The sequence below is a fragment of the Sinomonas sp. P10A9 genome, assembly GCF_041022165.1.
Taxonomy (GTDB): domain Bacteria; phylum Actinomycetota; class Actinomycetes; order Actinomycetales; family Micrococcaceae; genus Sinomonas; species Sinomonas puerhi.
In genome coordinates this window covers 3,939,439-3,959,348 of the sequence record NZ_CP163302.1, presented here as the reverse complement: position 1 = coordinate 3,959,348, position 19,910 = coordinate 3,939,439, and the positions used below count along the sequence as shown (strand labels likewise).

Below are 19,910 nucleotides of genomic sequence, written 5' to 3'. Positions count from 1 at the left end.
TCAAGGCGAAGCTTTGGCAAACTTATCAAGACAAGACGCGTTCTGGCTTGAGCCGCCACCCATGCTGCCCGCACTCTCGGATACGTGAGCGATCACCTTTCCGCCGCGCAGCCCGAGGATGCAGGTCGCGTGGACCCGGTCGACCTCATCGTCGTCGGCGCGGGCATCCTGGGCCTCGCCCATGCCTCGCTCGCCCTCACGCAGGGCCAGAGCGTCATCGTGCTCGACCGCGACCACGAGGCCGTTGGCGCATCCGTGCGCAACTTCGGCCATGCGTGCGTCACGGCCCAGTCGGGTGACCTCCACGCCATCGCCAAGGCCTCGCGCCGCCACTGGCTGGCCATGGCCGAGAGGGCGGGCTTCTGGGCCGCGGAAGCCGGCGCGGTCGTGATCGCCCGCACGCGCGCCGAGCTCGACGTGCTCGACGAGCTCTCCGCGGCCCGCGAGGACGGCGAGGTCGCGCTGCTCGATGCGGACGAGACCGCGCGCCGCGTGGGCCGTCCCCACGCCGACGGCATCCTCGGAGGGGCCTGGCTCCGGGACGACCTCCGGGTCGACCCGCGGACCACTGTGGCGGCGCTCGCCGCCTGGATCGACACCCAGCCGCGGGGCGAGGTCCGCTGGAACACGACGGTGTTCGGCGCCGGCGAGGCGGATCCGGCCGGTGGCGCTGATCCCACAGACGGCGCAGATCGCGAAGACCGTGCTGATCGCGCCGGCGGCGCGGATCTCGCCGACGATGCGCGCGTCGTCGTGCGCACCTCGCGCGGCCCTCTGCGGGCCCGCAGAGCGGTCGTCTGCGTCGGGCACGACGTCGACCGACTCTGGCCCGAGCTAGCCGCTGAGCACAGGATCCAGCGTTGCGCGCTCCAGATGGCTCGCGTCGCCCCGCTCGAGGCCACCGAGATCGCCCCGGCCGTACTGACGGCCACGTCGATGCTCCGCTATCCGGCGTTCACGGACCTTCCCTCGGCGCAGGCCCTGCGCGAGCAGGTGCAGGCCGCGCGGCCCGAGCTGATCGACATCGGCGCGAACGTCATGTGCACCCAGCGCCCCGACGGTTCGCTCCTCATCGGCGACTCCCACGCGTACTCCCTTACTGCCGCGCCGTTCCTCGACGAGCGCACGAGCCAGATCCTCCTCGACGAGCACCGTGCCGCTCTCGGCCGCGACCTCGCCGTGATCGAACGCTGGCAGGGCATCTACGCGTCGTCCGACGTCGCCCCGTACCTCGTGCGCGAGGTCGCGCCCGGTGTGACGGTCGTCTCCGTGACGTCCGGCGTGGGCATGACCCTCTCGTTCGGCCTTGCGGAGCGCACGCTCGCCGCGTAGCTCCGAGCCCTCGCGGCACCCCAGACCACCTCCCTCCGAAACACACCCTCTCCGAAACACACCCTCTCCGAAACACACCCTCTCCGAAACACACCCCCACTGGAAGGCACAACCATGTCATTCGTCCCCTCGAGCAGGCCCCTCAAGGCCGTCTCCCTCGCCCTCGGCGCCATGCTGGCCCTCAGCGCGTGCGGAGCCTCAGCCGCGAGCACTACCTCCGCCGGCGCAGGCACCTTCGCGAAGGACTCCTCGACCCTCATCATCGGCATGGTCCCGGACGAGAGCGCCGCGACGTCGACGTGGCAGCCCATCGCGGACTACGTGGGCAAGGTGACCGGCAAGAAGGTCGAGGTCAAGGAGTCCTCGAACTACGCGGCCCTGATCGAGGCCTCCGTGGCCGGCCAGGTCGACGTGGTCTCCTTCTCCGGCTTCACCTACCTCCAGGCCAAGGCCAAGGGCGCACAGTTCACCCCCGTGGGCGCGTCCGTCGACGCGAGCACCCACGAGCCGGGCTACTACTCGACCGCAATCGTCCCGGCGAGCTCGTCCATCAAGGACGTCGCCGGGTTCAAGGGCAAGAAGGTCTGCTTCGTCAACGAGAACTCGACCTCCGGCTTCCTCTTCCCGACCTACATGCTCACCAAGGCCGGCCTGAACAAGGGCGACTACACGCCCGTGTTCGCGGGCAAGCACGATGTCTCCGCCCAGAAGACGGCCCAGGCCAGCGAGTGCGAGGCGGGCTTCGCGCAGGAGATCACCGTGACCACGACCGGTCCCGCGGCCGGCCTGTTCAAGGCTGAGGACCTCAAGGTTGTCCAGAAGGAGTTCGTCCCGGGTCCGCCGTTTGCGGTCTCCGACGCGCTCCCCGCCGACCTCAAGGCCACGCTCAAGGACAAGATGTCCGTGGTCACGACCAAGGACATCAAGGACGCTGGGATCACCACCACGGCTGCCTTCGACAAGTTCTTCGGCGAGGGCAACAAGCCGGTCGACGACAAGTACTACGACAACCTGCGCGACCTCTGCCACAAGCTGCCCGACGTCAAGACCTGCGCGGGCATCTGACTCATGGGCTCCCCTCGCGCCGTCGTTGAGATCAACGACCTCGTCAAGCAGTACGGCGATCTGCGAGCCCTCGACGGCGTGAGCCTCACGGTCGGGGAGGGCGAGATCGTCGTCCTCCTCGGCCTGTCCGGTTCGGGCAAATCGACGCTCCTGCGGCACATCGACCAGCTCGACCTCCCCACCTCGGGCTCCATCCGCGTGCTCGGCCAGGACGTCCCCGCGCTGCGCGGGAAGGCCCTGCGCCGCCTCCGGTCACGGGTCGGCGTCATCTTCCAGCAGTTCGAGCTCGTCGGCTCGCTCTCGGTCCTCGAGAATGTGCTCACCGGTGCCCTCTCCACGGTCGCCGGGCCCCGCCTCGGTGTCTGGTCCTACCCCAGATCACTGCGCACGACGGCGCTAGGTCACCTCGAGCGCGTCGGGCTCGCCGGACGGGAGCACCAGCGCGCGGATACGCTCTCGGGAGGACAGCAGCAGCGCGTCGCGATCGCGCGGGCACTCATGCAGTCGCCCGAGATCCTCCTCGCCGATGAGCCCGTCGCGTCCCTTGACCCCGAGTCCTCGAAGCAGGTCATGGACCTCATCCGGGAGATCGGGCGGGAGAGGGGCCTCACGGTCCTGTGCAGCCTCCATCAGGTCGAGCTCGCGATGTCCTGGGGCGACCGCCTCGTCGGCCTGCAGGGCGGCCGGGTTGTCCTCGACACGCCCACCGCGGGCCTTGAGCGGGAGTCTGTAATGCGTGTCTACGGCGCTGAAGCCTACGAGGCGTACGAGGCGTACGAGGCGTCCGAGGTGTCGGAGGCGGCTGAGGTATCTGACGTGTCCGACGTGTCCCAGCAGCCCGCACAGACCGTCGGGCAGGCAGCGCAGTGACAACGATCGCACCCGCTGCCCCGTCGCGGAACGGGACCCGTCCGCCAGCGCCGGCCACGCGCCGTCGTGCTTCAGGGATCACGGTCGCGGCCGTGCTCGGCGCGTTCATCGTCGCCGGGATCTTCGCGTTCATCGCCCTCGACTTCACGGGCGTCAAGCTGGAGAAGAGCCTCATCTCCGCCCAGAGGTTCTTCGCCCGCATGGTTCCGCTTGACTTCTCCGAGCCCGATGAGCTCCTGAGGCTCACCGGCGTTACCCTCGCGATCGTCATCAGCGGAACCGCGGTCGCGGCCATCCTGTCGGTGCCCGTGGCCTACTGGGCCGCGCGGAACACGAGCCCCCAACCCCTCCTGCGATGGATCGGCCGCGGGGTCACAGTGCTCGCGCGCGCGTTCCCCGAGCTCATCCTCATCATCATGCTCGCCACCATGTTCTCCCTGGGATCGCTCCCCGGCATCCTCGCGATCGGCCTCCACTCGGTCGGCATGGTGGGCAAGCTCTTCGCGGACGCGATCGAGCAGATCGACGAGGGCCCGCGCACCGCGATCCGGGCCGCCGGCGGGACGAAGCTGCAGGAGTTCGCCGCGGGCATCCTCCCGCAGGTCGCCCCGAGCTGGATCGCGACCGTGCTGCACCGCAACGACATCAACCTCCGCGGATCCGCGATCCTCGGCTACGTGGGCATGCCGGGCCTGGGGTACGAACTGTCCGCTAGCATCCAGCGGCTCGACTACAAGCGGGCCATCGCCGTGGCGATCATCCTCTTCCTCCTCTGCGTGGCCATGGAGCTCATCTCCATGGGCATACGGCGGATGGTGCTGCGCCGCGGGAAGGTGTCCTCGACGTCCCCGAGCGCGTGGCAGCGTGTCCGGAGCCCCCTCGTGGGGTGGACTGCCGCCGCGGCAGTGATCGCCTCGGCCATCGTCGCGCAGCCCGCGTGGGGAGACTTCCTCACGGTGTGGAGCGTGCTTCCCCAGCGGATCGCGGCGTTCTTCCCGCTCTCGACGGGCGACTACACATGGCCCCAGGTGTTCACGATGCTCTGGGACACCGTCGCGATCGCGCTCGCCGGCACCCTCATCGGCGTCGTCCTCTCGGGGATCGTCGGCTCCTTCGCCGCGCGAAACGTCGCACCGAGCGGCGCGGTGCACGCTGTGTCCCGGCTTGTTCTGCTCGTGGTTCGGGGCATCCCGGAGCTCATCCTCGCGATTGTTCTCATCCTCGTCACCGGGCTCGGCGGAAGTGCGGCGGCGCTCGCCCTCGGCATCGGCACGGTAGGCCTGCTCGGGAAGCTCCTGGCCGACTCGATCGAGGAGGTCGACCCTGGCCCCGAGCGGGCGCTCAGCGCCGTGGGGGCGACGCGGCCGCAGGTGTACTTCTCAGCGACTCTCCCGCAGGCCGCGCCCGCCATTGTCGGGCATGCCTTCTACGCCTTGGACGGCAACGTCCGCGCCGCGACCGTCCTGGCCGTGGTCGGCGCTGGCGGGGTCGGGCAGGCGATGTTCACCGCTGCCCAGTTGAGCAAGTACAACGTCGTCGCTACCTTCGCACTGCTCGTGATCGGGGTCGTCCTCGCGATCGAGGCCATCGCGGCCTTCCTGCGGAGGCTCCTCGCTCAGTAGCCAGGCCGCTCGCCGCGGCGACTGAACCCGCTGCCCGCCACCGCGAGGCCGACGGCGAGCAGCAGCCCCGCGACCCCGCTCACCAGCAGCGGCACCTGGCCGGCATCGCCCCACGCGAGCCCGGCCCAGATGCCGGCGACGAGGATGCCCCCGCCCGTGAGGCCCTGGAACAGGCCCTGCGCCCGGCCCTGGAGCCCGGCGGGAGCGAGGCTCGACACCCAGGCCTTGCCCACGCCGTCGGTGGCTGCCGCGAACCCGCCGTACACGATCAGGACGGGGAACACCCACACCGGGTCGCCGATGAGCCCGAGCCCGAGGTACCCCACAGCGAAGCACACGAGCCCCACTGCGTACACGTGGTACCGCGGGATTCGGTCGGACAGGGCGCCGGCCGGGTAGGAGAGCGCCGCGTACGCGACGTTGTAGAGGATGTACGCCCCGATCACGCCCTCGGTCGAGAGCCCGAGATCATGCGCACGCAGCAGCAGGAGCGCATCCGGGAAGTTCACGAGCGAGAACACCGTGAGCCCCGCGATCAGCAGCCGAAGCCTGGGCGGGAGCCCCGGCGGTGCGTCCCGCCCGAGGGAGGCGGACGACGCCGCGAGCCCACCCGCCGTCGACCGTTCCGGTACCGTGCGGACGACGGCGGCAGGCACCTTGCGCTTCTCCCGCACCGCCGCGACGAGCAGCACCGAGAGCACCGCCGGGATCACCGCGACCCACAGGAGCGGCGGAATCTGGCGGCTGAAGGCCTCATACAGCACAAGGCCGACCGCGGGGCCCACCACCGCGCCGAGCGTGTCCGCCATCCGGTGGAACCCGAAGATCCGCCCGCGGTACGCGGGGTCTGCGTCCTCCATGAGGAGCACGTCCCGCGGGGCGCCGCGGATGCCCTTCCCAAGGCGGTCCACGCCCCGCGCCGCGAGCACGAGCGGCCACGAGGAGGCTAAAGCGATCATGAGCTTGCCCACCGCGGCCAGCCCGTAGCCGAGTCCGATGAGGGGACGCTTCCGGTACCGGTCGGAGAGCCGCCCCGCCGCGAGCTTGGTCAGCGAGGCGATGCCTTCGGCCAGACCCTCGACGGCGCCGACCACCGCAGGGGGCGCACCCAGCACCACCGTGAGGAAGATCGGCATGATCGGGTACAGCAGCTCGCTCGCGGCGTCCTGGAAGAAGCTCACCCCGGAGAGGGTCCCGACGTTGCGCGTGAGCCAGCGGGGGCGGCGCGCCACGCCTAGCTCCCGATCCCCGCGCTCGCGCGGAGCGTCTCGAGCGGGATATGCGCTGTGGCCCGTTCGATCTGAGCCGAGATCCCGCGGAGCGTGGGGAGATGGCGGCGCATCGTGCCCGCGTTCGAGGAGAGGACCACGAGGCCCAGTCCAGCACCGATCCGGCCCGTGTGGAAGACCGGCACGGCGATCGACGCCGAACCCAGCCGGACCTCCTCGGCCGTGGTTGCATACCCCTGCTCGCGGATCTGCGCCAGTTCCTCCGCGAGCCGCGCGGGGTTGACGTGCGTGTATGCGGTCGGCTGCTCGAGGTGCCGGTTGAAGTAGGCGTCGCGGACCCAGTCCTCCTCGAACGCGAGGATCACCTTGCCCACCGCCGTGGCATGCATCGGCAGCCGCCCGCCCACGCGCGAGGCCCGCGGGACCCGCTTCGTGCCGTAGACGCGGTCGATGTACAGGACTTCGTGGCCCTCCCGGATCGCGAGGTGCGCGGTCTCGCCGGTGAGGGAGAAGAGGTCCTGGACGTACGGGTGCGCAGTGTCCCGCAGTGCGCGGCCGGCGTTCTGGCCGAGCTCCCACAGGCGGATGCCGAGCTGGATGCGGCCCTGCGAGTCCCGGGCGAGGGCGCCGGATTCGACGAGTTCGCCGACGAGACGGTGCGTGGTGCTCAGCGGAAGGCCGGCCGTCTCGGCGAGTTCGGAGAGGCTCAGCGACCGACGGCCGGATTCGAACGCGAACAGGAGCGCGAGGACCTTGGACGTGACGCTGCGGCCCGGCTCGTTGCTGCCGCCCGCCATCGTCGCCTCCTCGGCCATGCCTGGTTCCGCGTGATTCTGCGGCCCATTTTCTGCGAGGCCGCGGCTAGGGCAACTCTAGCGCCACCCTCTCGGGCCACAGATTCGCCGACTCGATGGCCGCGAGGCCGCGCGCGAGGGCCTTGGCGGCGTCGGTGAACAGGTGCGCATGCACGCGCGAGCTGCACAGCCTCAGCGCCTGGCCGCGGTCGAGTCCGAACCAGTCCATGACGGTGTCGAGGCCGTGCGGTGTGAGCCGCCACGTCTTGTCGGCGTCCTTGACGATTGCGTCCTCGATCGAGAGGGCCTCGCGGCGCGAATCGTGGCCATCGATGATCTCGACGATCCGGGCCGTCCGTTCCTCCGGCACCCCGGCCTCTGCGAGGATCGCCCGGGCGAGCCTCGCGCCCTCCTTCTCGTGCAGGAGCACGAGGTCTTCCCGTCCGCCGCCGGGCGCGATCGCCTCGAGCACCTCGTCCGGCGGCACCTTCGACCAGCCGATGTCATGCAGCATGATCGCGGGCAGGACCACCCCCGCGTCGGCCTCCGGATGCGCCGCGAGCAGCGACCGCGCGATCGCCACGGCATACAGGGTGTGCGCATCGTTGCTGCGCACGTCCAGATGCACGACGGCGCGTGGCCAGATCCGCGCGAGCTCGCCGTCGAGCTCGGGGTCACCATCGAGCCCGAGGTCACCGCCAGGCTCGTTGTCGCCGTCGAGCTCGCCGTCATCGGCTGTGCGCGAGGGCCGATCGATGCCAGAGGATCTCGATGCACCGGAGAACCCGCCGGCGAGGCCGAAGACGCCCTCCGCGGAGGCAGGGATGGACGACGCGACGTCCCTGCCGACCTGGTTGGAGGTCGGCGTGCGCTTGAGGCTCATGGGCCCAGTGGACCGCACCCCTGCCGCCCGCGCCACACGCGACTTCCACTGGACGGAAGCCGCGCCGACCGCGTCCGGACTAGGGCCTCCGCGGGGTATCTCTCTCCGGTGAGGTAACGCCATGCCCCCGCCGCATGGCGTTACTCCGCGGCAGAGGTACCTTCGCCCGCAAGGAGGTGACTCCGCATCGTTGGGAGGTGACTCCGCGTCGTTGGGAGGTGACCCCTCAAGCCTCGCCGGCGTCGGTGTCGGCAGCATCCACGGACACTACGGCCAGGAACCCTCGCCCGCTCAGAGCCGGCGCAGGTTCCCCACCGACCACGGCGTCGTACCGCGCGAGGGGAGTGGCGCCGTCGTCCGCTGCATTCCCGACGCCCGAGGCGATGGCTTCGCCCTGGAGCAGAACCCCGAGCTGGCCCGCCGAGAGGGGCAGGGGGCGCTTCTTCGAGAGCTCGAGGATCGTCACGTGCCCCGTGAACGAGCCGCGTCGCGTGATGAGGTTGAGGTCGCGGATCGACCCGGTGGGCAGGACCGCGCTCGCGGGCGCGCCGCCGTCGAACCGGAAGGGCCGGTGGCGTTCGAGCCCGTGCTCGTGCCCGTCCACGGTCAGGACCATGAGCTCGCCCTCGATCACGGTCAGGATGCGCTCCATGCCGTCGAATGAAGAGAAGTCGCCAGCCCGATCCACGTCGGCGATGCTCAGGCGCCACCCCCAGTCCCCGGAGGTGCTCTCCCCATCTTCGCCGGCGACTTCCGGCCCCCGGGCGAGCTCGACCGTTGTCCCTCCGCCGTTCTTCCAGCGGACGGGGCGCAGGTCGGCGAAGCGGATGATGCGGGGCTCGGACATGGGGCGCCTTCCTCGACGGGGTCACTCCAAGGCTACGCGGCACGCGCCGCCGGATGTTTCCCTCGCCCGGCTATGATCCACTCGGCGGTGGGGGCTGACGGCTCGCGCCCGGGACCGTAGCACGGAGGGTGGCATGAAGCAGGCAGTGATCATCGGTGTAGGGGGGCCCGAGCGGCTGACCCTCCGCGAGGCACCCGACCCGATGCCGCGCGGCAGCGAGGTCCGGATCCGCACGCTTGCCTGCGGAGTCAACTTTGCGGACGTCCTCGCCCGCAAGGGGTTCTACCCGGATGTGTCCCGCTTCCCGGCGGTCGTCGGATACGAGGTCGCCGGAGTCGTGGACGCCGTCGGGCCGGACGCGGATCCGCGCTGGGATGGGCGAGACGTGGTTGCCCTCACGCACTTCGGCGGGTACTCAGACACGGTGTGCGTCCCGCAGCAGCAGGTGTTCGACAAGCCGGCCGGACTCTCCCACGAACAGGCGGCCTCCGTCCCGGTGAACTACCTCGCGGCGTGGCAGCTCCTGGTGGTCATGGGCTCGCTCTCCGCGGACGAGACCGTGCTGATCCACAACGCGGGCGGGGGAGTCGGGCTCGCGGCCGTGGACATCGGCCGGCACGTCGGGGCGCGGATGATTGGCACCGCCAGCGCGCGCAAGCATGAGTTCCTCCAGGGCCGGGGCGTCCACGAGACTATCGACTACACCACGCAGGACTGGGTCGCGGAGACCAAGGCCCTGACCGGGGGCCGGGGCGTCGAGCTCGTTGTTGACCCGTTCGGAGGGCGGCACTGGAAGCAGAGCTACGGCGTGCTGCGCTCCACCGGGCGGCTCGGGATGTTCAGTGTCTCCGGCGCGGTCTCCTCGAGGCTGCCCGGGAAGCTCGGCCTCCTCGCGCTCGTGGCGCGGCAGCCGCTGTTCAACCCGATCCCGCTCATGAACCGGAACCTCGGTGTGTTCGGCGTGAACGTGGGCCACCTGTTCAGCGAGACCGACAAGGTTCGTGGATGGATGGACGCGCTCCTGCAGGGCGTCGAGGACGGCTGGGTGCGCCCGCACGTGGACCGCACGTTCCCCCTCGCCTCCGCTGGCGAGGCCCACGCCTACCTCGAGGCCCGGCGCAACACCGGCAAAGTGGTCCTGGTTCCCTGATCTTGTCCGGGGAGGCCGGGCACCACAGGACCTGCGGCCCCAACACGCATGGCGGATGCCACTTAGGCTGGGAGCCATGACCGCCGCCGTCCATGCCCCGGGTTCCCCGGTCTCCTTCGCCTCCCGCGTCGCCGAGGCGGTGCAGACCCTCACACCCGGGTATTTCGCCCTCACGATGGCGAGCGGGATCATCTCGGTGGGCCTCGAGCTCGAGGGGATCCACTGGCTCTCTGCGGCGCTGCTCGTGGTCTGCGCGGTCTCCTACGCGGTGATCCTCGTACTGAGCCTCGTTCGCCTGGTGCGCTTCCGCGAGGCGATGCGCCACGACTTCATGGACCCCGGCCGCGCGTTCGGTTTCTTCACGTTCATCGCGGGTACCGACGTTCTCGGCGTGCGGCTGGGGATGGCTGGCTGGCCTAGTGCGACAGCGGTGCTGCTGGCCGTCGCCGTGCTCGCGTGGGTGGTGCTCGGCTACGTGGTGCCCTGGACGGCCGTGCTGGGCCGCGACGAGCGGCCCGTGGTCAAGGATGCCAACGGGACGTGGTTCATCTGGGTCGTTGCGAGCCAGTCGGTGGCCGTCGCCTCAGCCTCCCTCGAGCCCCTCGCCGGTTCGGAGTGGCGCGCGGCGCTCGCCCTGGTGGCCGTAGTGGCGTGGTCGGTCGGACTCATCCTGTACGCCGCCGTGGGCATCTTCGTCTCACTGCGCCTCATGACCTATCCCATACGGCCGGAAGACCTCCGCCCGCAGTACTTCGTGGCCATGGGGGCGATGGCCATCAGCGTCCTCGCGGGGGCGCGGATCGTGGAGATGGCCGGCGCGCCCATGGTCGACGCGACCCGGGGCCTCGTGGCAGGTTCCTCGGTGGTGTTCTGGTCCTTCGCCTCGTGGCTGTTCCCCGTGCTGCTGGCGGCCGGCTGGTGGCGGCACATCATCCACCGCGTGCCCCTCGCCTACGAGCCCGGGCTGTGGAGCGTCATCTTCCCCCTCGGCATGTATGCCGTAGCGGGCATCTACCTGGGCCGGGCGGATAGCCTGCCCATTGTGGCGTTCATTGGCCGGGCGGAGCTCTGGGTGGCCGTGGCGGCGTTCCTGGCCACGTTCGGTGGGATGCTCTGGCACCTGTGGGCCACGCTTGTGCGGCCTCGCGTCAGGGATTGACGTTCCGTCAGGCACAACCCACGCGCGCTGGGGCCCGGAAACGGCATACCAGCGGCGTGAGTTGTGCCTGACGGGACGCGCCTACGCGTCCTTGCGCCCCTGCACAACGTGCGGCACGGCAACGAGCGCGAGCACAGCCAGCACCGCCGCGGCCGCGAAGACGTAGAAGCCCCACGGATAGGCGATGCCGAGTGCCACGAGGGTGCCGGTGACGGCCGGGCCGAGGATCGCGCCGAGCCGACCTACGCCGGCCGAGAACCCGAGCGCAGTGCCCCGCAGGTGCGCGGGGAAGATCTGCGACACCCACGCGTACACGAGCACCTGCGCGCTGAACACGAACACGCCCGTGACGAACACGGCCGCGTTGAGCAGGATCTCGTTCTGCATCTTCACGCTCAGCACCGCGAGGAGCACCGCCGAGACGCCGAACCACAGCAGCACCACGCGCTTCGCGCCGTGCCTGTCGGCGAGCCACCCGGCGAGGACGAGCCCCGCCACCGCGCCCAGGTTGAGCACGAGCAGCAGCGTGAGCGACGAGCTCAGCGAGTACCCGGCCTCGGCCATGAGGGTCGGCAGCCAGGTGTTGAGCCCGTACACGAGCAGCAGCCCCATGAACGAGGCCACGGCGATCCCCAGCGCCACGAGCGGGTACGGCTTCTGCAGGAGGCTACGGTAGCCGAGCTTCTCGGCCTTGGCTGCCTGCGCGTTCGCCGCGGCCGCCGGTGCGGTCGCCGCAGCCGCCGGTGAGACGGGCGCCGCCGCCGTGTCGCCGGCGTCGTGCGCGGAACCCGTCGCGGGCGCCGGCTCAGCGGCCGGGCTGGCAGCGGAGGGCAGGGACTCGGGGAGTTTGGCCCACAGGAACGGGACGAGGACGAGGCCGGCCACGCCGCCGACGATGAACATGACGCGCCAGTTCGGGATGACGAGGAGCGCGAGGAACGCGGTCGCGACGGCCCCGACGTGGTAGCCGGTCATGGTGCGCGTGGTGTTGGACGCGCCGGAGCCGGCCTTGGCGTAGTCGGCCATGTAGGCGAGGGCCGCGGGCAGGCATGCGCCGAGGCCGAGCCCGGCGAGAAGGCGGAATGCGCTGAACAGGGCCACATTGGGCGCGATGACCACGGCGAGGGTGAAGACGGAGAACCAGGCGACGCACGCGATGAGCAGGCGGCGCCGGCCGAATCGGTCCGAGAGCGGTGCGATGAACAGCGCGCCCAGGCCCACGCCGACGAGGGAGATCGTTGCGGCGAGCGTTGCGCCGACGGGGTCGAAGCCGAGCTCATGGGACTTGAGGAGGGTGGGGATCACTGCTCCGAGAACCACGAGGTCGAAGCCGTCGAGGACCATCGCGGACCAGCAGAGCCAGACAGGCCACTGGGAACGCGTGATCGCCGTGGTGCGGGCGAGGGATGTGGACATTGCTACCTCGGGGGTCAAGGAGGGCACGGCGGTGCCTGGACGTGAGAGTTCTATCACCGATCGGTATGATCTCAGGCACGTGAGACCATTGAATGGAATCTGGAGGGTCCGCGCCGGGCTGAAAGCCGAGGCGGAGGAAGGGGAGCGGCATGGCCAACTCGGAGTCGGGCGACTCGGTCGTGGACCGCGTGGTGCGCGTCCTCGAGGCGTTCCCCGAGGGGGTCAGCTCGCTCCCGCTCGGGGAGCTCGCGGCCCGCGCGGGGCTGCCGCTCACGAGCGCCCACCGGCTCGTGCGGCAGCTCGCCGAGCACCGCCTCCTCGAGCAGGCGCCCGGCGGGAAGGTGCAGCTGGGCCTGCGCCTGTGGGAGCTCGTGAACCGCAACTCGCCCACGCTCGTGCTGCGCCAGGCGGCCTTGCCGTTCATGGACGACATCCATCAGGTGCTCAACCAGAACGTCAATCTCGCGGTGCTCCAGGGCGACGACGTGCTGTTCGTCGAACGCCTCTCGCGCCGCGGATCCGTGGCGAACAGGGCCAAGGTGGCCGGCCGCATGCCCGTGCACATCTCCTCGGCGGGCGTGGCCCTCATGTCCGCCCAATCGCCCCACGTCCAGGCCGCCTACCTCGCCCGGTTCCGCGATCCGGCCGGCAAGACCACCACCGACCACGTGCGTCAGGTCCTCGCCGCCGCCTCGAGCCACGGGTACGCCGAGCTCGCCGGAGTGGTGGACCCCGACACGTGGGGAATTGCGGTTCCCATCCACGACCGCCAGCGGCGCGCGGTGGCGGCGATCGGCGTCGTCGTGCCCCTCGCCGAGGCGCGGATGCAGCAGCTGGTGCCGGCCCTGAAGACGGCTGCGCGGGGTATCGGGCGTCAGCTCGGCGCGCCGGGGATGTAGAGCGCGCGACGGCGGAGCGCGACTCTCGGTTTGAACTTGCTATTCCGTTCAACGGAATTGGCTTCGCGCGGGGGAGCGAGCGGCGTCACACTCGAATGAGACGCACGCCGCAGCGGATCCCGCCGGCTGGCTCCCTCTTCCCGAATTTTCCTGAAAGGACCGATCATGGGCGATCGCACCGTCATCACCACCCAAGTCGCCATCATGGGCGCCGGACCCGCGGGCCTCATGCTCTCGCACCTCCTGCACCAGGCGGGCATCGACAACACGGTCGTGGAGATCCGCTCCCGCGCGGAGATCTCGGCGACGATCCGCGCCGGCATCCTCGAGGCGGGGAGCGTGGACCTGCTCGTGCAGTCCGGGGTGGACAATGTGCTCCGGAACGGCCACGAGCACGAGGGCACCGAGTTCCGCGTCAACGGCGAGGGTCACCGCATCGACTTCAAGGGGCTCACGGGAAGCTCGGTGTGGCTCTACCCGCAGAATGACGTGTTCGACGACCTCGCAGCGCGCCGTGAGGCCGACGGCGGCGACGTGCGCTACTCGTGCTCCAACACCGATGTCTACGACCTGCTCGGCAAGCCCTCGGTGTTCTTCACGGACTCCGAGGGCACGGACTTCGAGCTGCGCGCAGAGATCCTTGTCGGCGCTGACGGCTCGCGCTCGTACTGCCGCCGCCAGGTCCCCGAAGCTAGCCGCAAGACGTACTTCAACGAGTACCCGTTCGCTTGGTTCGGCATCCTCACCGAGGCCCCGCGCAGCTCGCCCGAGCTCATCTACGCCAACTCCGAGCACGGCTTCGCGCTCATCAGCCAGCGTACCGACACGGTGCAGCGCATGTACTTCCAGTGCGACCCGTCCGCCAACCCCGCGGACTGGACCGACGAGCAGATCTGGGAGCAGCTGCGCCTGCGCGTCAACGGCAACGGCTTCGAGCTCAAGGAGGGGCCCGTCACGGACAAGGTCGTGCTGCCGTTCCGCTCGTTCGTCCAGGCGCCGATGCGCCACGGCAACCTGTTCCTCGCGGGCGACGCCGCCCACACCGTCCCGCCGACCGGTGCCAAGGGCCTCAATCTGGCCCTGCATGACATGCGCCTGCTGTTCGAGAGCCTCGACTCGTACTTCAAGTCCGGTTCGACCGCGCTGATCGACACCTACTCGGACCGCGCGCTGGACCGCGTGTGGAAGGCGCAGTACTTCTCCTACTGGATGACGACGCTCCTGCACACCGTCCCGACCGAGACGAACCACGAGTTCTTCCGTGCCCGCCAGCTCGGTGAGCTCCGCTCGCTGCTCGAGTCCGAGCGTGGCCGCGCCTACATTGCCGAGTGCTACACGGGGTGGCCGACCAAGTAGCCTGCGCCCGCGACGCCGCGCCGTCTTCGTTGTTGAGGGGTCTCTGGCGCCCCGTTGAGGGGTCTCTGGTCTGACCGGAGACCCCTCAAGCGCGTGCCAGAGACCCCGCAACAGCGGGGGAGGCCCGCGGGGCATCTGTGTCGTGAGTTGCAGTCCTCGCGCGGCGGTGCGCGCCATGATGGGTCCATGACGAACTCCGCCCCCGATCTCGACGACGAGCCCGCGTTCTATCTTGACAAGGCCAACCCGAAGGTCTGGAAGGCGCTCGTCGCCTTCCGGACCACGGTCCACGAGGCGACCGACGCCGCGGGGCTGCCGCGCGACGTCGTCGAACTTCTGAGCCTGCGCATCTCGCAGATCAACCGCTGCACCTATTGCCTGGATCTCCACGGGCGCCAGGCCGCCGAGGCGGGGGTGCCGGTCCGCAAGCTCAACGTCCTGCCCGCCTGGCGCGAAGCCGGTATCTTCACGGTGCTGGAGCGTGCTGCACTCGACATCGCCGACGCAGTCACCCTCCTCCCGGACGACGACGAGCGCGTCGCGGTCCTCGCCGGTGCCCGCGCAGAACTCGGGGACGAGCGGTTCTCTGCCCTCTGTTGGGCGGCCATCTCGATGAACACGTTCAACCGCCTCTCGATCGTGAGCCGCCACAAGATCAAGCCCTAACCCCTCTCGCCGACGTCACCCCGTGTGGTGCCGAGATCACCCCGTGCAGGGCCGAGATCATCCCTTGTGGCGCTGAGGTCACCCGTTGGCGTGTCAAGACCGGTGGCACGCCCGCCCGAGTATTCATGTGCTGCCCCGAGCCGCATTTCCTTGGTAGTCGCCCAGGAGACGCGGGTTGGGGCAGTAGTTGTGTCGGGAGTCGTGAAGGCGGTCCGGGGTTCACCGGGCGATGTCGGCGCTGAAAGGGGTGACCTCGGCCCTGCACGGGGTGACGTCGGCCCTGCACGGGGTGACCTCGGCCCTGCACGGGGTGACGTCGGCCCTGCACGGGGTGACCTCGGCCCTGCACGGGGTGACGTCGGCCCTGCACGGGGTGACCTCGGCGACAAGGGGCTTGTTCTCCGACATTCAACGATATATCGTTAAGCATCGGCTCCGATCGGGGCCGTCCCACGCATCTATCGATTCAAGGAGAACACCATGCGCGGACATCCAGAGCACTGCCATCACGAGGCAATGCACCACCACGACGGTCCCCAGGGCCCCGGACGCCGAGGCTTCGGCCCGGGCGGCCCCGGCGGCTTCACCCCGGGCGGCCCAGGCGGGTTCCCGGGCTTCGGCCCCGGATTCGGCGGCCACGGCTTCGGCCCGGGTCACGGCGGCCACGGCTTCCCGCCCGGCTTCGGCCCGCGCGGCGGCCGGAGGGCGAGCCGCGGAGACGTGAGGGCCATGATCCTCTCGCTCCTGTCCGAGGAGCCGCTCACCGGCTACGGCATCATCCAGGCCGCGAACGCCAAGACCAACGGCGTCTGGCGCCCGAGCCCCGGCTCGGTCTACCCGACGCTGTCCCAGCTCGTGGACGAGGAACTCGTCGAGCAGTCGGGCGAGGGCAAGCGGACCGAGTTCACGCTCACGGACGCGGGCCGCACATACGTCGCGGACCACGCCGACGAGCTGACCAAGGCCTGGGACGCCGCGCCCGGAAGAAGCGAGGCCACCGATGCGTTCATGGAAAGCGTCGGCAAGTTCATGGGCGTGGTCCACCAGTTCCGCGCCGCAGCCACCGACGAGCAGCGCGCCCAAGCCGCCGCGAAGATCGACGAGGTCCGCAAGGCCCTCTACCTGATCCTTGCCGAGTAGCCCCGCCGCCGGCGAGGACGACGGCGCGAGGCCGCGGCCGCGCCGTCGTACGGGGAAGGCGTCGGTGAAGACGGCGACGGCGGGGGCCGTGTGCGGCCACACCCGGCCCGTGGCCGCACACTAGGAGGAGAAGGAGGCCCATGACCCACAACCCAGGCGGGCGACCCGGCGCCGTGGTGCGCGGAGGCCGCATCTCAAGCGGCGATGTGGCCCTGCAGAAGAAGCTCAACGCCGAGGCGCCCCGCATCCCGCACCTGTTCGGCCGGATCGCGGAGCTATTCGTGCCCCACCGCCTCGCGCTCGCGCTTACGGTGGTGCTCGTGCTGGCCGGGGCTGCGCTGTCCGTGGCCCCGCCGCTCCTGACCCAGCGCATCTTCGACGAGGGGCTCTTCCCGAAGGCCGGCGGACCCGACCTGCAGCGGCTCGTGGAGCTCGTGGGCTTCATGGTCGCGGCGTACGTCGTTTCCGCCCTTCTCGGCGTGTGGCAGACATACCTCACCTCGACCGTGGGCAACTCGGTCATGGGCACCCTGCGGGTCAAGCTCTTCAGCCACCTGCAGTCCATGGAGCTGAGCTTCTTCACGCGTACCAAGACCGGCGTGATCCAGTCGCGCCTGCAGAACGATGTGGGCGGCGTCGCGAGCGTGCTGTCCAACACCGTCTCGGGGGTGGTCGGCAACATTGTCACGGTCATCGCGGCGTTCGTGGCGATGATCGCGCTCAACTGGCAGCTCACACTCATCGCCGTGGTGCTCATGCCGTTCCTCGTCGTGGCCCAGCGCCGCGTGGGGCAGGCGCGGGCCCGGATCGCGACGAAGACCCAGGAATCCCTCTCGGACATGACGGCGATCACCCAGGAGTCGCTGAGTGTCTCGGGGATCCTGCTGTCCAAGAGCTTCAACCGCCAGCCGGACGAGATCGGCCGCTATTCCGCCGAGAACAAGAACCTCGTGAAGCTGCAGATCCGGCAGGCCATGAGCGGGCAGTACTTCTTCGCGCTCGTGACGATCTTCATGTCCTCGATCCCCGCGATCGTCTACCTTGTGGCCGGGTGGCTGCTGACCGGTGCAGGGCCGCTCGGGACCGGCGCGATCACCGCCGGCACCATCGTGGCCTTCACGAACGTGCAGGCGCGCCTCCTGTTCCCGCTCATTGCGCTCATGCGCGTGGCCTTGGACCTCCAGACCTCCGGCGCCCTGTTCGCGCGGATCTTCGAGTACCTCGACCTGCGGCCCGCGATCGTGGACGCGCCCGACGCCGCTCCCCTCCCCGCGGGGGCGCCGCGCCTGGGCGAGGTGGCGTTCGACGGCGTGACGTTCCGTTACCCGGACGCGCGCGGCGGGGAGCGGGCCACCCTCAACGACGTCTCGTTCGCGATCGAGCCGGGCCAGTACGCCGCGTTCGTTGGGCCCAGCGGGGCCGGGAAGACAACCGTCTCCTACCTCATCCCGCGCTTCTACGAGGCCACGTCTGGCTCGGTCCGGTTCGCCGGCCGCGATGTGCGGGACATAGACCGCGAGTCCCTCGTGAGCCACATCGGCGTGGTGAGCCAGGAGACATACCTGTTCCACGCCACCATCGCCGAGAACCTCCGCTACGCGAAGGTGGACGCCACGCAGTCGGAGCTCGAGACGGCCGCGCGGGCGGCCAACATCCACGAGACGATCATGTCCTTCCCCGACGGCTACGAGACCGTGGTGGGGGAGCGCGGGTACCGGCTCTCGGGCGGCGAGAAGCAGCGCATCGCGATTGCGCGCGTGCTGCTCAAGGACCCCGAGGTGCTCGTGCTCGACGAGGCCACGAGCGCGCTCGACACCATCTCCGAGCGCGTGGTCCAGCAGGCCCTCGACGCGGCCTCGCACGGGCGGACCACCATCGCGATCGCGCACCGGCTCTCAACCGTGGTCGGCGCGGACGTCATCTACGTGGTGGACCACGGGCGGATCGTCGAGCATGGCACGCACTCCGAGCTGCTCGCCGTCGGTGGCGCGTACGCGCGGCTCTATGCGGAGCAGGCGGCGGCGCCATCCCCGGCGCGCCTGAGCCGCCCCGCCTGAGCCAGCGCGCCTTGAGTGGCCCGAGGTCCCCGCGATTGTCGGGTTGACGTGGGTTGCGGCCCTGAGCCGGCGGGCCTCGGCCTTCCCCGCCAAGGCGCGCGGGTTCCGTGGGAGAGCGGAATCATAGTGCCCCGATTGGCTCTGGACCAAACGGGCATGGAATGATGGGAAGGATGACTTTTAGCCCTGCCTCCCCCGATGCCCCCCGTCCTCAGGTCCTCCCCACGGCCGAGGGCTGGGAGCAGCAGCGCACCCCCGAGGGGCGCCCGCTGCTCCAGTTCGCGTCCCCCCGGGTCAAGCAGCCGCCTCAGCACCTCGCGGATCTGAGCCTGCCCGAGCGCCAGGCGAAGCTCAAGGAGCTCGGCCTGCCGGCGTTCCGCGCCAAGCAGTTGAGCACCCACTACTTCCAGCACTGGACCGCGGATCCCGAGGCCATGAGCGATCTGCCCAAGGCCGGCCGCGAGGAGCTCGTCGGCGAGCTGTTCCCGCCCTTGCTGACCGAGGTCCGTCGTCTCAAGACGGACGACGGCAACACGATCAAGTTCCTCTGGCGCCTTTTCGACGGCGCGCTCGTCGAGTCCGTGCTCATGCGCTATCCGGGCCGCATTACGCTGTGCGTGTCCAGCCAGGCCGGCTGCGGCATGAACTGCCCGTTCTGCGCCACGGGCCAGGCCGGACTGACCCGCAACATGTCCACCGCGGAGATCGTGGACCAGGTCGTCGCCGCGAACCGGCTCATCGCTGCCGGGGAGCTGGGCACTGCCGAACACGAGCAGGAGCGCGTCACCAACATCGTCTTCATGGGCATGGGCGAGCCGCTCGCGAACTACAAGCGCGTGATGAACGCCGTCCACCGCTTCGTGGACCCCGTCCCGATGGGCCTGGGCATGAGCGCGCGCAACATCACGGTCTCGACCGTGGGCCTCGTGCCTGCGATCCGCAAGCTCTCGGACGAGGACATCCCGGTCACGTTCGCGCTGTCCCTCCACGCGCCGGACGATGAGCTCCGCGACGAGCTCATCCCCGTCAACAACCGCTGGAAGGTCGACGAGGCCCTCGACGCCGCCTACGAGTACTACCGGAAGACCGGCCGCCGCGTGAGCATTGAGTACGCGCTCATCAAGGACATGAACGACCACGTCTGGCGCGCCGCCCTCCTCGCGAAGAAGCTCAACCAGCGCGGACGCGGGTGGGTCCACGTGAACCCGATCCCGCTCAACCCGACCCCGGGCTCCATCTGGACCTCGTCCGAGCGGCCCGTGCAGGAGGAGTTCATCGAGACCCTCCGCGCGCACGGCATCCCCACGACTCTGCGCGACACGCGTGGCAAGGAGATCGACGGCGCCTGCGGCCAGCTCGCCGCGGCAGAGTGAGGGCCGAATGACCGCTCCCACCCCGAGCAGCCCGACGCACGACGGCGCCGCG

Annotated in this window: 17 protein-coding genes; 12 read left to right on the top strand and 5 right to left on the bottom strand. The window is 70.0% G+C overall.

Annotated elements, in window-relative coordinates; genetic code table 11:
• The first annotated feature begins 84 nt into the window (after positions 1 to 84).
• From AB5L97_RS18145 to phnE, 4 genes are all read left to right on the top strand, one after another.
• The gene (locus tag AB5L97_RS18145; protein ID WP_369045732.1) at positions 85 to 1,332 is read left to right on the top strand and encodes a TIGR03364 family FAD-dependent oxidoreductase; all 1,248 of its coding nucleotides are present in this window, start codon (positions 85 to 87) and stop codon (positions 1,330 to 1,332) included.
• 114 nt (positions 1,333 to 1,446) lie between these two features.
• Complete coding sequence (gene phnD, locus AB5L97_RS18140; protein WP_369045731.1) at positions 1,447 to 2,397, top strand: phosphate/phosphite/phosphonate ABC transporter substrate-binding protein; 951 nt, start codon at positions 1,447 to 1,449, stop codon at positions 2,395 to 2,397.
• 3 nt (positions 2,398 to 2,400) lie between these two features.
• Positions 2,401 to 3,267 carry a phosphonate ABC transporter ATP-binding protein gene (gene phnC, locus AB5L97_RS18135; protein WP_369045730.1) on the top strand — a complete coding sequence of 289 codons (867 nt, stop codon included), beginning with the start codon at positions 2,401 to 2,403 and terminating at the stop codon, positions 3,265 to 3,267.
• On the top strand, positions 3,264 to 4,889 hold the full coding sequence (gene phnE / locus AB5L97_RS18130; RefSeq protein WP_369045729.1) for a phosphonate ABC transporter, permease protein PhnE: 1,626 nt from the start codon (positions 3,264 to 3,266) through the stop codon (positions 4,887 to 4,889). Before phnC ends, phnE begins: the two co-directional genes overlap by 4 nt.
• On the opposite strand, the gene AB5L97_RS18125 is transcribed toward phnE, so the two are convergent.
• The 4 genes from AB5L97_RS18125 to AB5L97_RS18110 form a co-directional block, all read right to left on the bottom strand.
• On the bottom strand, positions 4,883 to 6,121 hold the full coding sequence (locus AB5L97_RS18125; protein ID WP_369045728.1) for an MFS transporter: 1,239 nt from the start codon (positions 6,119 to 6,121) through the stop codon (positions 4,883 to 4,885). The two genes, phnE and AB5L97_RS18125, sit on opposite strands and share 7 nt — an antisense overlap.
• A 2-nt stretch (positions 6,122 to 6,123) precedes the next feature.
• A complete protein-coding gene (locus AB5L97_RS18120; protein ID WP_307956183.1) occupies positions 6,124 to 6,933 on the bottom strand; it encodes an IclR family transcriptional regulator in 810 nt (269 codons plus the stop codon).
• A gap of 46 nt (positions 6,934 to 6,979) precedes the next feature.
• Positions 6,980 to 7,795: an HD domain-containing protein gene (locus AB5L97_RS18115; protein WP_369045727.1), complete on the bottom strand. Its 816-nt coding sequence runs from the start codon at positions 7,793 to 7,795 to the stop codon at positions 6,980 to 6,982.
• Between the two features lie 226 nt (positions 7,796 to 8,021).
• Positions 8,022 to 8,642 (bottom strand): HutD/Ves family protein, encoded by a 621-nt coding sequence (locus AB5L97_RS18110; protein WP_369045726.1) that lies wholly within the window; start codon positions 8,640 to 8,642, stop codon positions 8,022 to 8,024.
• Between the two features lie 133 nt (positions 8,643 to 8,775).
• Here AB5L97_RS18110 and AB5L97_RS18105 point away from each other — a divergent pair, with 133 nt between their 5' ends.
• Entirely contained in the window at positions 8,776 to 9,792 is a 1,017-nt protein-coding gene (locus tag AB5L97_RS18105) for a zinc-binding dehydrogenase (protein ID WP_307956180.1), read from the top strand.
• Between the two features lie 76 nt (positions 9,793 to 9,868).
• The gene (locus AB5L97_RS18100) at positions 9,869 to 10,951 is read left to right on the top strand and encodes a tellurite resistance/C4-dicarboxylate transporter family protein (protein WP_307956179.1); all 1,083 of its coding nucleotides are present in this window, start codon (positions 9,869 to 9,871) and stop codon (positions 10,949 to 10,951) included.
• 81 nt (positions 10,952 to 11,032) lie between these two features.
• Here the strand turns inward: AB5L97_RS18100 and AB5L97_RS18095 are convergent, their stop codons facing one another.
• Positions 11,033 to 12,295, bottom strand: coding sequence for an MFS transporter (locus tag AB5L97_RS18095; protein ID WP_369047473.1), 1,263 nt, complete (start codon positions 12,293 to 12,295; stop codon positions 11,033 to 11,035).
• Positions 12,296 to 12,516: 221 nt separating this feature from the next.
• Here AB5L97_RS18095 and AB5L97_RS18090 point away from each other — a divergent pair, with 221 nt between their 5' ends.
• From AB5L97_RS18090 to rlmN, 6 genes are all read left to right on the top strand, one after another.
• Positions 12,517 to 13,266 carry an IclR family transcriptional regulator gene (locus AB5L97_RS18090; protein WP_369045725.1) on the top strand — a complete coding sequence of 250 codons (750 nt, stop codon included), beginning with the start codon at positions 12,517 to 12,519 and terminating at the stop codon, positions 13,264 to 13,266.
• Between the two features lie 165 nt (positions 13,267 to 13,431).
• On the top strand, positions 13,432 to 14,622 hold the full coding sequence (locus tag AB5L97_RS18085) for a 4-hydroxybenzoate 3-monooxygenase (RefSeq protein ID WP_369045724.1): 1,191 nt from the start codon (positions 13,432 to 13,434) through the stop codon (positions 14,620 to 14,622).
• A 186-nt stretch (positions 14,623 to 14,808) separates the two neighbouring features.
• Positions 14,809 to 15,288 (top strand): carboxymuconolactone decarboxylase family protein, encoded by a 480-nt coding sequence (locus tag AB5L97_RS18080; protein ID WP_369045723.1) that lies wholly within the window; start codon positions 14,809 to 14,811, stop codon positions 15,286 to 15,288.
• Between the two features lie 480 nt (positions 15,289 to 15,768).
• Positions 15,769 to 16,428, top strand: coding sequence for a PadR family transcriptional regulator (locus tag AB5L97_RS18075; protein WP_307956175.1), 660 nt, complete (start codon positions 15,769 to 15,771; stop codon positions 16,426 to 16,428).
• A 140-nt stretch (positions 16,429 to 16,568) separates the two neighbouring features.
• Entirely contained in the window at positions 16,569 to 18,485 is a 1,917-nt protein-coding gene (locus tag AB5L97_RS18070) for an ABC transporter ATP-binding protein (protein WP_369045722.1), read from the top strand.
• A 173-nt stretch (positions 18,486 to 18,658) separates the two neighbouring features.
• On the top strand, positions 18,659 to 19,858 hold the full coding sequence (rlmN, locus tag AB5L97_RS18065) for a 23S rRNA (adenine(2503)-C(2))-methyltransferase RlmN (RefSeq protein ID WP_369045721.1): 1,200 nt from the start codon (positions 18,659 to 18,661) through the stop codon (positions 19,856 to 19,858).
• Positions 19,859 to 19,910: the final 52 nt, after the last annotated feature.

Excerpts from the sequence above, each read along its gene's own strand:
- phnD (WP_369045731.1), top strand. The coding sequence starts at position 1,447 with ATGTCATTCGTCCCCTCGAGCAGGCCCCTCAAGGCCGTCTCCCTCGCC.
- phnC (WP_369045730.1), top strand. The coding sequence starts at position 2,401 with ATGGGCTCCCCTCGCGCCGTCGTTGAGATCAACGACCTCGTCAAGCAG.
- AB5L97_RS18120 (WP_307956183.1), bottom strand. The coding sequence starts at position 6,933 with ATGGCCGAGGAGGCGACGATGGCGGGCGGCAGCAACGAGCCGGGCCGC.
- AB5L97_RS18115 (WP_369045727.1), bottom strand. The coding sequence starts at position 7,795 with ATGAGCCTCAAGCGCACGCCGACCTCCAACCAGGTCGGCAGGGACGTC.
- AB5L97_RS18110 (WP_369045726.1), bottom strand. The coding sequence starts at position 8,642 with ATGTCCGAGCCCCGCATCATCCGCTTCGCCGACCTGCGCCCCGTCCGC.
- AB5L97_RS18105 (WP_307956180.1), top strand. The coding sequence starts at position 8,776 with ATGAAGCAGGCAGTGATCATCGGTGTAGGGGGGCCCGAGCGGCTGACC.
- AB5L97_RS18100 (WP_307956179.1), top strand. The coding sequence starts at position 9,869 with ATGACCGCCGCCGTCCATGCCCCGGGTTCCCCGGTCTCCTTCGCCTCC.
- AB5L97_RS18095 (WP_369047473.1), bottom strand. The coding sequence starts at position 12,295 with ATGGTCCTCGACGGCTTCGACCTCGTGGTTCTCGGAGCAGTGATCCCC.
- AB5L97_RS18090 (WP_369045725.1), top strand. The coding sequence starts at position 12,517 with ATGGCCAACTCGGAGTCGGGCGACTCGGTCGTGGACCGCGTGGTGCGC.
- AB5L97_RS18085 (WP_369045724.1), top strand. The coding sequence starts at position 13,432 with ATGGGCGATCGCACCGTCATCACCACCCAAGTCGCCATCATGGGCGCC.
- AB5L97_RS18080 (WP_369045723.1), top strand. The coding sequence starts at position 14,809 with ATGACGAACTCCGCCCCCGATCTCGACGACGAGCCCGCGTTCTATCTT.
- AB5L97_RS18075 (WP_307956175.1), top strand. The coding sequence starts at position 15,769 with ATGCGCGGACATCCAGAGCACTGCCATCACGAGGCAATGCACCACCAC.
- AB5L97_RS18070 (WP_369045722.1), top strand. The coding sequence starts at position 16,569 with ATGACCCACAACCCAGGCGGGCGACCCGGCGCCGTGGTGCGCGGAGGC.
- rlmN (WP_369045721.1), top strand. The coding sequence starts at position 18,659 with ATGACTTTTAGCCCTGCCTCCCCCGATGCCCCCCGTCCTCAGGTCCTC.